The sequence below is a fragment of the Burkholderia ambifaria AMMD genome, assembly GCF_000203915.1.
GTDB classification, from domain to species: domain Bacteria; phylum Pseudomonadota; class Gammaproteobacteria; order Burkholderiales; family Burkholderiaceae; genus Burkholderia; species Burkholderia ambifaria.
Genome location: NC_008390.1, coordinates 2697687 through 2712123 on the forward strand (window position 1 = coordinate 2697687; position 14437 = coordinate 2712123).

The window sequence follows — 14437 nt, forward strand, 5'->3', positions numbered from 1 at the left end:
CGCCCGCCCCCTTGCCCGCCGCTCGCGCGACGGGCGGGCCCGGCATCGTTGCCAGGGCGGACGGTCATGATACGCACGGGGCGTTCCGCGCAGCTTGGCGGGCGCGTATTTCGCGGCGCTCCGCATGCGCCCTCAGGGACCACACCAGGGACCACTCTATGTTTCTACAAGGTTACGGCCCGCTGATCCTCGCAGGCACCTGGCAAACCGTCAAACTGGCGGTGCTGTCGCTCGCGTTGTCGTTCCTGCTGGGCCTGCTCGGCGCGGGCGCGAAGCTGTCGCGCAACCGCGTGACGAACGGCATCGGCACCGTCTACACGACGCTGATCCGCGGCGTACCCGACCTCGTGCTGATGCTGCTGCTGTTCTACAGCCTGCAGATCTGGCTGAACTCCGCGACCGACGCGCTCGGCTGGGACCAGATCGACATCGACCCGTTCCTCGCCGGCGTGCTCGTGCTCGGCTTCATCTACGGCGCGTACTTCACCGAGACCTTCCGCGGCGCGTTCCTGTCGGTGCCGCGCGGCCAGCTCGAAGCCGGCAGCGCGTACGGGATGACCAGCTGGCAGGTGTTCGCGCGAATCATGTTCCCGCAGATGATGCGCTTCGCGCTGCCCGGCATCGGCAACAACTGGCAGGTGCTCGTGAAGTCGACCGCGCTGGTGTCGATCATCGGTCTCGCGGACGTCGTCAAGGCGTCGCAGGACGCCGGCAAGGGCACGCTGCGGTTCTTCTTCTTCACGCTGATCGCGGGTGCCGTCTACCTCGCCATCACGACGATCTCGAACTTCGTGCTGATGTGGCTCGAAAAGCGCTACTCGACCGGTGTCCGCAAGGCTGACCTATGATCGAACTCATCCAAGAATACTGGCGCAACTACCTCTATACCGACGGCTTCCGGATCACCGGCGTCGCGATCACGCTGTGGCTGCTCGTCGTGTCGATCGGCCTGGGCTTCTGCCTGTCGGTGCCGCTCGCGGTGGCCCGCGTGTCGAAGAGGAAGTGGCTGTCGGGCGCCGTGTGGCTCTACACGTACGTGTTCCGCGGCACGCCGCTCTACGTGCAGCTGCTGCTCTGCTACACCGGCCTCTACAGCCTGCAGTTCATACGCGGCACGCCGCTGCTCGATTCGTTCTTCCGCGACGGGATGCGCTGCACGCTGCTCGCGTTCACGCTGAACACCTGCGCGTACACCACCGAGATCTTCGCGGGCGCGATCAAGGCGACCTCGTACGGCGAGATCGAAGCCGCGCGCGCATACGGGATGTCCACCTTCACGATGTATCGCCGCGTGATCCTGCCGTCCGCGCTGCGCCGCGCGCTGCCGCTCTACAGCAACGAAGTGATCCTGATGCTGCACGCGACCACCGTCGCGTTCACCGCGACCGTGCCGGACATCCTGAAGATCGCCCGCGACGTGAACTCGGCGACCTACATGTCGTTCCATGCATTCGGCATCGCCGCGCTGCTCTATCTCGTGATCTCGTTCATGCTCGTGTGGCTGTTCCGCCAGGCCGAGCGTCGCTGGCTCGCGTATCTGCGCCCGCAAGGCAAGTAAGTTTTCGCAGGACTATATGAATTCCCAGACTCAGAAGCTTTTCGTCGACGATCTGCACAAGCGGTACGGCGACAACGAGGTGCTCAAGGGCGTGTCGCTGAAGGCGAACTCGGGCGACGTGATCAGCGTGATCGGCTCGTCCGGTTCCGGCAAGAGCACGATGCTGCGCTGTATCAACTTCCTCGAACAGCCGAACGCGGGCCGCATCGTCGTCGACGGCGAGGAAGTGCGCACCACCGCCGACAAGACGGGCGCGCTGCGCGCCGCCGATTCGAAGCAGCTGCAACGCGTGCGCACCAAGCTGTCGATGGTGTTCCAGCACTTCAATCTCTGGTCGCACATGAACGTGATCGAGAACGTGATGGAAGCGCCCGTCAACGTGCTCGGCATCCCGAAGAAGGAAGCCGAGGATCGCGCCCGCACGTATCTCGAGAAGGTCGGCCTCGCGCCGCGCGTCGAGAAGCAGTATCCGTCGCACCTGTCGGGCGGCCAGCAGCAGCGCGTCGCGATCGCGCGCGCGCTCGCGATGCATCCCGACGTGATGCTGTTCGACGAGCCGACGTCGGCGCTCGACCCGGAACTCGTCGGCGAAGTGCTGAAGGTGATGCAGAAGCTCGCCGAGGAAGGCCGCACGATGATCGTCGTCACGCACGAGATGGGCTTCGCGCGCAACGTGTCGAATCACGTGATGTTCCTGCACCAGGGGCGTGTCGAGGAAGAAGGCGTGCCGTCCGAAGTGTTCGCGAATCCGAAGAGCGAGCGCCTGCGCGGGTTCCTGTCGGGCAGCCTCAAGTAACGCGCGCGTCGCGGTACGACACACGAGCGGGCGCCAGGCGGCGCCCGTTTCGCGTTTACGCGGCGTCCACCGGCGCGCCGTCCGCGAACGCGCGCAGCGCATCGCCCGCGAGCCGGTAGCGCACCCATTCGCTCTGCGGCGCCGCGCCGACGCTTTCGTAGAAGCGGATCGCCGGCTCGTTCCAGTCGAGCACGCTCCATTCGAACCGCCCGCAGCCAGTGTCCACGGCGATGCGCGCGAGCGCCTTCAGCAGCCGCAGCCCGGCGCCCGCGCCGCGAAAGCGCGGCGATACGTACAGATCCTCGAGATACAGCCCCTGGCGGCCGAGCCACGTCGAATACGAGAAGAAATACACGGCGAAGCCGGCCGGCTCGCCGTCGACCTCGCAGATCAGCGCACGCGCGGGCGAGCCTTCGCCGAACAGGCTGCGCTCGAGCGACGCGGGCGTCGCGACCACTTCATGCTCGGCCTTCTCGTAGACGGCCAGCTCGGTGATGAAGCGCAGGATTTGCGGGACGTCGGCGACGGTGGCGCAACGGATGTCGATTTGCACGGCGGGGAGCCCTCCTTCGGCCCGGACGGGAAACGGAATGCGGCGCGGCCCGCGCACATGCGCGTGGCGGCGGTCAGATCCACATGCTACGTTCCCGTCTCAACTGCAGGAAGTGCAGTTTCTTCATCTGGACATGAACATGATGCATCCCGATTTGCGCCGTCTCGACCTGAACCTGCTGCTCGCGTTCGACGCGCTGTACCGCCACCGGTCGGTGGCCGCGGCCGCGCACGAACTGGCGATGAGCCCGTCCGCGCTGAGTCACGCGCTCGCGCGGCTGCGCGACGCGATCGGCGACGCGCTGTTCGTGCGGCTCGGCAACGAGATGCAGCCGACCGTGCGCGCCGACGACATCGCCACCTGGGCCGGCGACGCGCTCGACACGATGTCGAAGGGGCTCGCCCGCGCGCGCCGCTTCGATCCCGCGCAAAGCGACCGCACGTTCGTGTTCGCCGCGAGCGACTACACGGCGTTCGCCGTGCTGCCGGCCTTGCTCGCGCGCATCGAGCGGGTCGCGCCGCGGCTGCGGATCCGCGTCGTCCATTCCGAGCGCAAGATTTCGATCGACGAGCTCGCGGCCGGCCGCATCGATTTCGCGCTCGGCTATCACGAGGAGTCGACCGCCGACTCGCCGGGCATCGAGGATTTCGACTGGTTCTCGGACGACTACGTGGTGATTGCGAGCGCCGCGCATCCGGACATCCGCCGGCGGCTGACGCTGGACCAGTATCTCGCGGCACGCCACGTGGTCGTCACGCCGTGGAACGAGTCGCGCGGCGTCGTCGACTACGTGCTCGACCGGCTCGGCCTCGCGCGGCAGGTCGCCGTGCGGCTGCCGAGCGTGCTGGCCGCACCGTTCGCGATCGCGGAATCGACGCTGCTGATGACGGTGCCGAACCGCGCCGCCCAGGCGCTGCGTCACGCGGCGCCGATCCGCATCTTCCCCGCGCCGTTCGAGATCCCGCGCTATACGGTGAAGGTCTACTCGCACGCGAAGCACGCACGCACCGATGCGCACCGATGGATCCGCGCGCAATTGCTCGATGCCCGACCCGCGCAGGGTTGAGCCGGGCGCGCTTGTCCGGCGGTCGATGGCCCCAGTGTCAGAGCCATTGCAGAGGCGGCCCGGCGCCGTTGGGCCATGCCGAATTTATTACGAAATACTTACCAATTTCGCCGCTCCGACGCTTACGCCCGCGCCTCTGCAACGTCAATAGTGGCAATCCTTGACCCCACCCCGCCGAATCCGTGTCTTCCTTGCCGGACAAGGGTTTACGGCAACCGGCGCGCGTCCGCGCGACCGCCGCGCACTCTGTTGCATGGCAAATTGGCGACACGTGTTAGTCAAACAACGATTTCGGTCGCCACAAAATTGTATTTTTGCTAAATTAGTAACCAAAGTAGCAAAACGAAGTTCGTGAAATGTAGTTTAGCTTCACGACACAACAAGGAGACCCCGCAAGCCGACCCGGCCGCGCGGGACCGCTCAACGGTTTTTCCGTCCGCTTGCCCGCGTGCCGCGCTTACCGGCCTGCACGAGGTCTCCCTGGTTATCCCGCTTTTCGCTTTTGCCCGACGCTCGCCGCGCCGGGCATCTCGTGCAGTCTGGGTTGACTTTTTGACAGGGTATGGAGGAGATGATGAAGAAAGCTTTGGTCGCGGCCGCGCTGATGGCTGCTGGGGTGGTTACGGCGCACGCGCAGAGCAGCGTCACGCTGTACGGTCGCCTGGATGCCGGCCTTGAGTACCTGAACGGCCTGCAGAACGGCCACCAAGTGCGCGCGGAAAGCGGCGACTGGGGCACGAGCCTGTGGGGCTTGAAGGGTAGCGAGGACATCGGCGGCGGCAACAAGGTCCTGTTCCACCTCGAAGGCGCGTTCAACACGATGAACGGCGGGCTCGGCACGAGCGGCTCGATCTGGGATCGTTTCGCGACCGTCGGCATCTCCAACGACCGCTACGGTACGCTGCTGCTGGGTCGCGAACTCGCGATCGCGAACGGCGTGTGGGACTTCGATCCGCTGGGCCAGTCGAGCTGGTCGTCGGCATCGCTCGTGCGCGGCCGCAACTGGAACAAGACCAGCAACAACGTGTCGTACCAGTCGCCGCAGTTCTACGGCCTCGACTTCTACGGCCAGTTCGCGTTCTCGAACTCGACCAGCTTCAACGGCAACACGACGGCCGGGCAGCCGGGCCGTGCGGCCGGCGCGCAGGTCACGTACACGAACTCGCTGTTCCAGGTGCGCGGCATCTACGACGAAACGCGCGACAGCAACGGCCGCTTCTCCGACGTGTTCAACTACTCGCGTGAATACTTCGCGGGCCTGAACGTGTTCCTCGGCCAGTTCAAGCTGCAAGCGGCTTATCAGTCGTCGCACGCGGACGGCAGCGGCGGCCCGGCCGTCAACAACGGCATCACCGGCACCCAGCAGGTCTGGGGCGGCGTGACGTGGCAAGCCACGCCGGCGGCGGCGCTGATCGCAGCCGTGTACCACGTGAATGCGAACCACGGCGGCGGCAACGCGAACATCTACACGGTCGGCGGTTCGTACAACATCTCGAAGCGCACGCTGTTCGACCTGCAGGTCGCGACGGTGCGCAACAGCTCGACGGCCAACTTCGGCCTGAACGCGAACGGTGCGGGCACCGCCGTATCGACGGGCAACCCGCATCCGGGCGGCAGCCAGACCGGCGTCTACGCCGGCATCCAGCACCTGTTCTGATCAGGCGCCCTCCAGAGAACGATTCGACAACACTTTCCACGCTGCTGCGAGAGGCGCGTATCGGTGCGGTACCCACCCGGGTATCGCACCGTTTTTTATTGGCGGGCCGGAATCGTGCGATCCGCGGCCCGATCGACCGGATCGGCCGAGTGCGGCGCTCAGACCGCCGCTTCGTTCTCTTCGCCGGTGCGGATGCGGATCACGCGCTCGACGTCCGACACGAAGATCTTGCCGTCGCCGATCTTGCCCGTGCGCGCCGCGCCGATCACCGCGTCGATCACCTGGTCGACCTGCGCTTCCGCGACGACCACCTCGATCTTCATCTTCGGCAGGAAGTCGACGACGTATTCGGCACCGCGATACAGCTCGGTGTGACCCTTCTGGCGGCCGAAGCCCTTCACTTCCGTCACGGTCAGCCCCGTGAGGCCGACTTCGGCGAGCGCTTCGCGGACTTCGTCCAGCTTGAACGGCTTGATGATGGCGGTGATGCGTTTCATGATGGTTGTCCCTCAATGCTCGTTTGGATGCACAATCGCGATCCCGATTGTAAGCCGGCCGGCCGCGTACGGCCCAGCGGCGCTCAGTCGAGACGTTCGGTAAAGCGTGACGTGATCGGATAGCGCCAGTCGCGCCCGAACGCGCGATGCGTGACGCGAATGCCGATCGGCGCCTGGCGGCGCTTGTATTCGTTGATCTTGATGAGCCGCGTCACGCGTGCGACGTCGGCCTCCGCATAACCGGCCGCGACGATCTCCGCGAGCGGACGGTCCTCCTCCATGTACATCCGCATGATCGCGTCGAGCACGTCGTACGGCGGCAGGCTGTCCTGGTCCGTCTGGTTCTCGCGCAGCTCGGCCGACGGCGCGCGCGTGAGGATCCGCTCGGGGATCACGTCGCGCTGCCCGTAGTCGGCGGTCGCGTTGCGATAGCGGCACAGCCGGTAGACCAGCGTTTTCGCGATGTCCTTGATCACCGCGAAGCCGCCGGCCATGTCGCCGTACAGCGTGCAGTAGCCGACCGCCATCTCGCTCTTGTTGCCGGTCGTCAGCACGATCGAGCCGAACTTGTTCGACAGCGCCATCAATAGCGTGCCGCGGATGCGCGCCTGGATGTTCTCTTCGGTCGCATCTTCCGCGCGGCCCGCGAATTCGTCCGCGAGCGCCGCCCGGAACGCATCGAACATCGGCGCGATCGCGATCTCGTCGTAGCGCACGCCGACGCGCCGCGCCATCTCCGCCGCGTCGGTGGTCGAGATGTCGGCCGTGTAGCGCGACGGCATCATCACCGCACGCACGCGCTCGAGGCCGAGCGCGTCGCATGCGACCGCGAGCACCAACGCGGAGTCGACGCCGCCCGACAGCCCGATCAGCACGCCGGGAAAGCCGTTCTTGCCGATGTAGTCGCGCACGCCGGTCACGAGCGCGCGATAGACCTGCGCGTCGATCGGCAGCGCTGGGGCGATCGCGCCCGGCAGCGGGCGCGCACCGTCGAATTCGACGATCGCGTGCCCTTCGTCGAACTGCGGCATCTTCGCGACGAGCGCGCCCTGCGCGTCGAGCACGAACGAGCCGCCGTCGAACACGAGCTCGTCCTGGCCGCCGACGAGGTTCACGTACACCATCGGCAGCCCGGTCTCGCGAATGCGCGCGCGCAGGATGTCGATGCGCAACGCGTCCTTGTTCATGTGGTACGGCGAACCGTTCGGGACCAGCAGCACCTGCGCGCCGGCGGCCTTCGCGATCTGCGCGGCGGACGCATGCCATGCGTCCTCGCAGATGATCACGCCGAACTTGACGCCGTTCAGCTCGAACACGAGCGGCTCGGCGTCCGTCGCGAAATAGCGCTTTTCGTCGAACACGTCGGCGTTCGGCAGATCCTGCTTGCGATAGGTGCCGGCGATCTCGCCGCCGACGATCAGCGACACCGCGTTGTAGGTATCGGCCGGCGGCACGCCGCGCTCGATCGGGCGGTTTGCATTACCATCGACGGCTGGCGCGCGTGCATCGTCGCCCGAGTCGCTGCCCGCACCGCTGCCCGGTCCCCGCAACGGATGACCGACCAGCACCGCGAGCCCGTCGAACGGACGCAGCGCGTCGGCGAGCGTGTCGAGCGCGGCAGCGGCCGCCGCGTAGAACGCAGGCCGCAGCAGCAGGTCTTCCGGCGGATAGCCGGACAGCGCGAGTTCGGGTGCGACCATCAGTTGCGCACCATCGTTGTGCGCGGCGCGGGCGGCCGCGACGATCCGCGCGACGTTGCCGGCGAAATCGCCGACGGTGACGTTGATCTGGGCGAGAGCGAGTCGGGTCTTCATGACGGGATCGGCGCAGCCCGGCGGCGCGCCCTGAACGGCTGACGAAAACGTCCCGGACGCGGGCCATGGCGGCACGCATCCGGCGGCATCCAACAGTACGGGTTCACGCTTGAAACACGAACGCATCGATTATCGCACGGGCATCCTGTCGTCCCCCGCGGAAGTGCCGGCCGACGAATGGAACGCGCTGCTCGAACGCGACGCGCAGCCGACGCCGTTCCTGCGCCACGAATTCCTCGACGCGCTGCACGTCGCGCGCTGCGCGGTCGACGACACCGGCTGGTCGCCGCACTTCGTCACGCTGACCGATCCACGCACGGGGCGGCTCGCGGCCGCCGCGCCCGTCTATGCGAAGCAGCATTCGTACGGCGAATACGTGTTCGACTGGGCATGGGCCGACGCGTACCAGCGTAACGGCCTGTCCTACTACCCGAAGCTGCTGTGCGCGGTGCCGTTCACGCCCGTGCAGGGCACGCGCCTGCTCGCGGCCGACGACGACGCACGTCGCCGGCTCGCGGCCACGCTGCTCGCGTTCGCCGAGCAGAGCGACGTGTCGTCGCTGCACGTGCTGTTTCCGACCGGCGACGAAGCGCGGCTGCTCGAATCGCTGGGGATGATGCTGCGCGAAGGCGTGCAGTTCCACTGGCTCAACGACGGCTACCGCGACTTCGACGACTTCCTCGGCACGCTCGAGCAGAAGAAGCGCAAGAACATCCGCGCCGAACGGCGCAAGGTGCGCGATGCCGGCGTCACGTTCCGGCGGATGACCGGCGATCGGATCACCGATGCCGACTGGCGCTTCTTCTCGCGCTGCTACCGGCAGACCTACCGCGAACACTACTCGAGCCCGTACCTGAATCTCGACTTCTTCCGCGCGATCGGCGCGACGATGCCGGAGAACCTGCTGCTCGTGATCGCCGAAGCCGACGGCCACCCGATCGCGAGCTCGCTCGCCGTCTACCGGCGCGGCGCGAACGGCGGCGGCACGCTGTACGGCCGCTACTGGGGCGCGCTCGAGCACGTGCCCTGCCTGCATTTCGAAACGGCGTACTACCAGCTGCTCGAATTCTGCATCGAGGCCGGGCTCGACACGTTCGAGGGCGGCGCGCAGGGCGAGCACAAGCTCGCGCGCGGCTTCCTGCCGACCGTCACGCATTCCGCGCACTGGCTCGCGCATCCGGCATTCTCCGATGCGGTCGCGCATTTTCTCGCACGCGAGACCGAGCATATCCACGCGTACGTCGACGAACTCCGCGAACACGATCCGTTCCGGCGCAGCACCGGCTAGCGTCATTCTGCATACCGGCATGCGGCGAGGCCGCGCATGGCCTCGCCGCATGCCGCACGACCGCGGCCGGCTCAGTGCGCGGCGAGCGTCACCGTCTGCGACAGCGCCTGCGGGTCACGCGACGACGCGGCCGCCAACAGCCCGTAGCGGCCCGCGCCGATCCGCCATGCGTGCGCATTCGCATCCCACACCGCGAAGCGCTGCGCCGGCACCGCGACACTGACCGTGCGCGCCTCGCCCGGCTGCAGCGCGACCCGGGTCCAGCCGACGAGCCGCTTCGGCGGCTCGCCGAGCGACGCGGGCAGCGCCGCGTAGATTTGCACCGTGTGCGTACCGGCACGCGTGCCCGTGTTCGTCACCGTCACGCCGACCGTCACGTTGCCCGCTGCGTCCGCCCGCGCCGACATCGCCGACAACGCATACGTCGTGTACGACAGCCCGTAGCCGAACGGAAACAGCGGCTCGATCGCCTTCGCGTCGAACCAGCGATAGCCGTACGCGAGCCCTTCGGCATAGACGTTCTGCGTATTCGACGGGTCGATCGTCGGCTGCGGCAGGTCGGCCTCCTGCTTCGGGAACGTCAACGGCAGCCGGCCCGACGGATTCGCGTCGCCGAACAGCAGGTCGGCGATCGCCTGGCCGCCCTGTGCGCCCGGGTACCATGCGTCGAGCACGCCGTGCACGTTGGCAAGCCACGGCATCAGCACGGGGCTGCCGTTCTCGAGCACGACGATCACACGCTTCGCCTTCGCGGCGACCGCGGCGATCAGCGCGTTCTGGTCGTATTGCTGGTTGTACAGGTCGGCCTTCGCATCGGGCAGCGACAGGCTCGCGAGGTCGAGGCCTTCGGTCTGCCACTGCGTGGCGAACACGATCGCGACATCGGCCTGCGCGGCCGCGGTGGCCGCCGCGTTCGCGTCGGTCCCGTCGCGATAGCTGACCGACGCGTTCGGCGCCTTCGCGCGGATCGCCGCGAGCGGCGCGGACTTGTACCAGGTCGCGCACCCGCCGAACAGCATGCCGGCCGGTTGCTGACAGGACGTCACCGCGTTGCCGTCGATCGCCGGCACCGCACCCGAGCCGCCGCCCGACAGCACGCCCGCATCCGCGTGCCCGCCGATCACGACGACCGACCTGAGCGTGCCGGCGGCCAGCGGCAGCACCGGCTGCGTATCGCCCGGCGCGGCCGCGTTCTTCAGCAGCACCGCCGCTTGCCGGGCGATCGCGAGCGCGTCGGCATTACCGGCGGCTTCGTCGATCGCGCCGCCCGGCTTCGGCGGCGCGTCCATCACGCCGATGCGGATCAGCGTGCGCAGCTTGCGCTGCACCATGTCGTTCAGCCGCGCGGCCGACACGCTGCCGGCCTGCAGCGCCGCGCGCAGCTTCGAATTGAAGTACGAGCCGAGCGGCGCGTTGCCGTCGTCGGCCGCGCCGGGCTGTTCCTCGTCGAGCCCGGCCTGCACGGCCGCGACCGTCGAATGCGTCGCGCCCCAGTCCGACTGCACGACGCCCTTGAAGCCCCACTCGTTCTTCAGCACGGTCGTCAGCAGATACGGGTTCTCGCACGCATACACGCCGTTCAGCTTGTTGTACGAGCACATCACGTTGCCCGGCTGGCCGTCCTTCACGCCGATCTCGAACGCGAGCAGCTCGGCCTCGCGCATGGTCCGCTCGTCGACGACCGAATCGACCGTCATCCGGTTGGTTTCCTGGTCGTTGAACGCGAAATGCTTGATCGTCGCGATCACCTTCTGCGCCTGCGTGGCCTGCGTGCGCGCGGCGCTCAGCGTGCCCGCGAGCACCGGATCCTCGCCCATGTATTCGAAGGTGCGGCCGTTGCGCGGCTCGCGCGCGAGGTTCACGCCGCCGCCGAGCCCTTCCGCGAACCCGAGCGCGCGCAATTCGAGCGCGATGCGCGTGCCGTAGGTGCCCGCGAGCGCCGGATCCCACGTCGCCGCGAGCGCGACCGGCGCGGGCAGCGCGGTCACGCGCGCATTCTTCACGTTCACGCCGCCCGCCGAATCGGCGCTGCTGAGCGCCGGAATGCCGAGCCGCGGCACGCCCGGGATGTAGCTTGCGCCGTTCAGCGCGTCGGCCGGAAACGGGCCGCCGAAGTTGAGCGCGGGCATGCCGGTCCCGTGCACGAGCTGCAGTTTCTCGTCGGTCGTCAGTTGCGCGACGAGGGCGGCCGCGCGCAGGTCGGCCGCCGCGTCGGGGTCGGCCGGCGCATGGATGTCGTCGCCGCCGCACGACGCGAGCAGCATCGTGAGCGCACATGCGGACGCAATCGTCGAACACCGGAACAGCGAAGTTTTCATTGATCCTCCAGAATCGATCTGTTGTACTGGTCGCCAAACTCCAGCGTCGAGTCTAAAAATCGACCGGTCACCACGCTTGACCGGCAGGAGCATGCGTTGACCTCTCGCAGCGGGGACAAACCCGAACGGCATGACGACAGGGGGCAGACATGGAGTTGAGACAGAAATCGGTATCCGTGCGGATCTACCGCTGGCTGTGCGAGGACGCGCGCACAAACGGCATCGATCCCGCCGCGCTTTACGAGACGCTCGGCATCGGGCCGGCCGAGCTCGCCGACGACACGCGCCGCATCGCCGGCGACCGGCACGTGGCCGCGATGCAGCTGACGAGCGGCTGGCCGCTGTCGTGGCATCGCCCGCCGCCGCAGGTCGTGCCGTGGCTCGTGCCGTTTCCCGAGCTCGCGGGCGTCACGTGCAACGCGGCGACGCTGCGCGGCGCGCTGCACGGCTACCTGCGCTATCGCGAGCTGATCGGCAACGTCGACTGGGTCTTCGCACACGAGAGAGGCGACGCGATCGCGCTCGAGTACGTGAACGAAGGAGAAGGCCGGAACGCGGGCAGCGCGTTCGTCAATCTCGCGATCCTCGCGGCGCTTGCGGGCCTGTACGATCCGCACGTGCGCATCGACGACGCCGAATTCGCCGGCCGCGCGTTCGCGCCCGTTGCCGCGCTGCGCGACATGCTCGGCGCACCGGTGGCGTTCGAGGCCGCGCACAACCGCATCGTGCTGCGCTCCGCGCACCTCGACACGCCGTTCGAGCGCTACAACGCGCCGCTCGCCGGCATCCAGCGTCATGCGGCCGACGCCGCGCGCGAGCGCGTGCGCGCACGCTCGACGTTCGGCGCGTCGGTCGAACAATGCGTGCGCGACTGGCTGCGTACCTCCGACGATACCGACGTGCCGACCGATACGCTGATGCAGCACGTGTGCACGCGCTTCGCGATGTCGCGCTGGACGCTGCGCCGGCGGCTGCATCGCGAAGCGGTCGGTTTCCATGCGCTCGTCGCGCAGGCGCGGCTCGGCGAGGCGCGCGACCTGCTGCTCAATACGCAGTTGCCGATCGGCGAGATCGGCGTGCGCGTCGGCTTCCGTTCGACGAGCGCATTCACGCGCTTCTTCACGCGCGAACTCGGCGCGGCGCCGAGCCGCTTTCGCGACGGGCACGGCGACCGGTGGCGTTGACGCACGCTTTTTCTGAGACACTGGCGGCTTCGCATCCCGCCGCCCTCCCATGTCCTGGTTTCTGTATCTGATCGAATGCGCGGACGACAGCGTCTACACGGGCATCACGACCGATGTCGCAGCGCGCTTCGACGAACACGCGTCCGGCAAGGGCGCGCGCTATACACGCTCGCGCAAGCCGCGCGCGGTGCTCGCGGCGTTTCCTCTGCCCGACCGGTCCAGCGCGTCGCGCGCCGAATACTGGGTGAAGCGGCTCACGCCCGCGAAAAAGCGCGAGTTGGCGGCCGGCTTGCGCACGCTCGAATCGGTGTTGCCGGCGGTGGTGGCGCTCGACGAGCGCAACGATGCGGCCGGGCCGAAGGCGATGGCGCGCGGGCCCAAGAAGGGGCGCGCGAAAGACCTCGACGATGCGGCCAACGCGGCTGATACCGAACCGGTTGCCGGGAAAAAGGCGAAGGCGGGGAAAGTCGCCGGGCCTGCAACGGCCGCGAAGACGGTGAAGACAGTGGAGACGGCGAAGCCTGCGAAAGGCAAACAAGCGTCGAAGTCGACGCAATCGAACCCGGCCGCACCGGACGCGAAACGGGCGAAAGCCGACGGCCACGCCGCCGCAAAAAAGACGTCGTTGCGTGGTACGCCGGTAAAGAAGGCCGGCCCGCCTCTAGCCGCGTCGCCAAAAAGGAAGGCATCGGCCGCCGTCGGCAAACCGGCAGCGAACGCACGCGAAGACGCCGCTTGCGCACCGACGCGGCGCCGTCCATCGACCGCGCGACCCGCCGGAGCGACCGAAGCAACCAAGGCGACCCAGGCACCCACGTCACCCGCTGCCCCGCCCCGCGCGAAACGCACGAAGCAGGCGCCGGGTACCCCACGCCCGCAGGCGTCCGCGCCCGCCCGCCGGAAAACCGTGCGCACAAAACAAAACCGCGCGGCCTCCTGAGGAGACACGCGCGGTTTGCGTTCCGAACGAACCGGCGCGAGGCCGACCAACGGGCTTACTTCTTGTAGTTCGCGGCGCCGTCGGTGATTTCCTTGTGCGCGGCGTCGATGCCGGCCCAGCCTTCGACCTTCACCCACTTGCCCTTCTCGAGCGCCTTGTACTGCTCGAAGAAGTGCTTGATCTGATCCTTCAGGTACTCGGGCACGTCGTCGATCGACTTCAGGTTCGCCGTCATCGGGCAGACCTTGTCGTGCGGCACGGCGACCAGCTTCGCGTCGACGCCCGACTCGTCGGTCATCTGCAGCATGCCGAGCACGCGCGAACGCACGATCGAGCCGGCCAGCAGCGGGAACGGCGTGATCACCAGCACGTCGACCGGATCGCCGTCGCCCGACAGCGTCTGCGGGATGTAGCCGTAGTTCACCGGGTAACGCATGCCGGTACCGATGAAGCGGTCGACGACGAGGAGACCCAGTTCCTTGTCCGCCTCGTACTTCACCGGATCGCTCTGCGCGGGGATCTCGATGATCACGTTGAAATCGTGCGGCAGGTCCTTGCCGGCCGGAACATGATTAAAGCTCATAGCGCTCTCTGTTGGTCGATGGAATTCGGGACAGGGGCGCCGCGGGGCGCTGCACCGCCGCGGGCGTCCCCGCAGGGAATGCGCCATTATAGCCAATCGACCGGTGGCGTCCGGATGACGATCGGCGCGATAATCGTTCCGGATGTCCGGCCACCGAACCACGGGCGACGTCGTCCGTCGCCG

At 67.6% G+C, this 14437-nt stretch carries 13 protein-coding genes; 8 read left to right on the forward strand and 5 right to left on the reverse strand.

Annotated features, from left to right (window positions below; all coding sequences use genetic code 11):
* Positions 1-158: 158 nt before the first annotated feature.
* Genes BAMB_RS12390 through BAMB_RS12400 form a run of 3 tightly spaced genes read left to right on the forward strand, consistent with a single transcriptional unit; the run spans position 159 to position 2354 of the window.
* Entirely contained in the window at positions 159-848 is a 690-nt protein-coding gene (locus BAMB_RS12390; RefSeq protein WP_006755688.1) for an ABC transporter permease, read from the forward strand.
* Positions 845-1558 (forward strand): ABC transporter permease, encoded by a 714-nt coding sequence (locus tag BAMB_RS12395; RefSeq protein ID WP_011657623.1) that lies wholly within the window; start codon positions 845-847, stop codon positions 1556-1558. The genes BAMB_RS12390 and BAMB_RS12395 overlap by 4 nt, the downstream gene beginning before the upstream one ends.
* Before the next feature lie 16 nt (positions 1559-1574).
* A complete protein-coding gene (locus tag BAMB_RS12400) occupies positions 1575-2354 on the forward strand; it encodes an ABC transporter ATP-binding protein (RefSeq protein ID WP_011657624.1) in 780 nt (259 codons plus the stop codon).
* Between the two features lie 55 nt (positions 2355-2409).
* Here BAMB_RS12400 and BAMB_RS12405 read toward each other — a convergent pair whose 3' ends face one another.
* Complete coding sequence (locus BAMB_RS12405) at positions 2410-2907, reverse strand: GNAT family N-acetyltransferase (RefSeq protein ID WP_011657625.1); 498 nt, start codon at positions 2905-2907, stop codon at positions 2410-2412.
* Between the two features lie 139 nt (positions 2908-3046).
* Here BAMB_RS12405 and BAMB_RS12410 point away from each other — a divergent pair, with 139 nt between their 5' ends.
* Positions 3047-3973 (forward strand): LysR family transcriptional regulator, encoded by a 927-nt coding sequence (locus BAMB_RS12410; protein WP_041491388.1) that lies wholly within the window; start codon positions 3047-3049, stop codon positions 3971-3973.
* Positions 3974-4544: 571 nt separating this feature from the next.
* A complete protein-coding gene (locus BAMB_RS12415) occupies positions 4545-5630 on the forward strand; it encodes a porin (protein WP_011657627.1) in 1086 nt (361 codons plus the stop codon).
* A gap of 158 nt (positions 5631-5788) precedes the next feature.
* On the opposite strand, the gene BAMB_RS12420 is transcribed toward BAMB_RS12415, so the two are convergent.
* Together BAMB_RS12420 and BAMB_RS12425 are read right to left on the reverse strand one after the other, a co-directional pair.
* On the reverse strand, positions 5789-6127 hold the full coding sequence (locus tag BAMB_RS12420) for a P-II family nitrogen regulator (RefSeq protein ID WP_006398637.1): 339 nt from the start codon (positions 6125-6127) through the stop codon (positions 5789-5791).
* Positions 6128-6210: 83 nt separating this feature from the next.
* Positions 6211-7941, reverse strand: coding sequence for an NAD+ synthase (locus tag BAMB_RS12425; RefSeq protein WP_011657628.1), 1731 nt, complete (start codon positions 7939-7941; stop codon positions 6211-6213).
* 109 nt (positions 7942-8050) lie between these two features.
* On the opposite strand from BAMB_RS12425, the gene BAMB_RS12430 reads away from it, so the two are divergent.
* Positions 8051-9229, forward strand: a complete 1179-nt coding sequence (locus tag BAMB_RS12430) for a GNAT family N-acetyltransferase (RefSeq protein WP_041491241.1) — start codon at positions 8051-8053, stop codon at positions 9227-9229.
* A gap of 71 nt (positions 9230-9300) precedes the next feature.
* Here the strand turns inward: BAMB_RS12430 and BAMB_RS12435 are convergent, their stop codons facing one another.
* A complete protein-coding gene (locus tag BAMB_RS12435) occupies positions 9301-11547 on the reverse strand; it encodes a glycoside hydrolase family 3 C-terminal domain-containing protein (protein WP_041491242.1) in 2247 nt (748 codons plus the stop codon).
* Between the two features lie 149 nt (positions 11548-11696).
* Here BAMB_RS12435 and BAMB_RS12440 point away from each other — a divergent pair, with 149 nt between their 5' ends.
* The gene (locus tag BAMB_RS12440; RefSeq protein ID WP_011657631.1) at positions 11697-12731 is read left to right on the forward strand and encodes a helix-turn-helix transcriptional regulator; all 1035 of its coding nucleotides are present in this window, start codon (positions 11697-11699) and stop codon (positions 12729-12731) included.
* Between the two features lie 49 nt (positions 12732-12780).
* Positions 12781-13671 carry a GIY-YIG nuclease family protein gene (locus BAMB_RS12445; protein WP_011657632.1) on the forward strand — a complete coding sequence of 297 codons (891 nt, stop codon included), beginning with the start codon at positions 12781-12783 and terminating at the stop codon, positions 13669-13671.
* 55 nt (positions 13672-13726) lie between these two features.
* Here the strand turns inward: BAMB_RS12445 and ppa are convergent, their stop codons facing one another.
* A complete protein-coding gene (gene ppa, locus BAMB_RS12450; RefSeq protein WP_006753432.1) occupies positions 13727-14254 on the reverse strand; it encodes an inorganic diphosphatase in 528 nt (175 codons plus the stop codon).
* Positions 14255-14437: the final 183 nt, after the last annotated feature.

Bases quoted from the DNA above. Each gene is read 5' to 3' on its own strand.
- BAMB_RS12390 (WP_006755688.1), top strand. From the start codon at position 159: ATGTTTCTACAAGGTTACGGCCCGCTGATCCTCGCAGGCACCTGGCAA.
- BAMB_RS12395 (WP_011657623.1), top strand. From the start codon at position 845: ATGATCGAACTCATCCAAGAATACTGGCGCAACTACCTCTATACCGAC.
- BAMB_RS12400 (WP_011657624.1), top strand. From the start codon at position 1,575: ATGAATTCCCAGACTCAGAAGCTTTTCGTCGACGATCTGCACAAGCGG.
- BAMB_RS12410 (WP_041491388.1), top strand. From the start codon at position 3,047: ATGATGCATCCCGATTTGCGCCGTCTCGACCTGAACCTGCTGCTCGCG.
- BAMB_RS12415 (WP_011657627.1), top strand. From the start codon at position 4,545: ATGATGAAGAAAGCTTTGGTCGCGGCCGCGCTGATGGCTGCTGGGGTG.
- BAMB_RS12420 (WP_006398637.1), bottom strand. From the start codon at position 6,127: ATGAAACGCATCACCGCCATCATCAAGCCGTTCAAGCTGGACGAAGTC.
- BAMB_RS12425 (WP_011657628.1), bottom strand. From the start codon at position 7,941: ATGAAGACCCGACTCGCTCTCGCCCAGATCAACGTCACCGTCGGCGAT.
- BAMB_RS12435 (WP_041491242.1), bottom strand. From the start codon at position 11,547: ATGAAAACTTCGCTGTTCCGGTGTTCGACGATTGCGTCCGCATGTGCG.
- BAMB_RS12440 (WP_011657631.1), top strand. From the start codon at position 11,697: ATGGAGTTGAGACAGAAATCGGTATCCGTGCGGATCTACCGCTGGCTG.
- BAMB_RS12445 (WP_011657632.1), top strand. From the start codon at position 12,781: ATGTCCTGGTTTCTGTATCTGATCGAATGCGCGGACGACAGCGTCTAC.
- ppa (WP_006753432.1), bottom strand. From the start codon at position 14,254: ATGAGCTTTAATCATGTTCCGGCCGGCAAGGACCTGCCGCACGATTTC.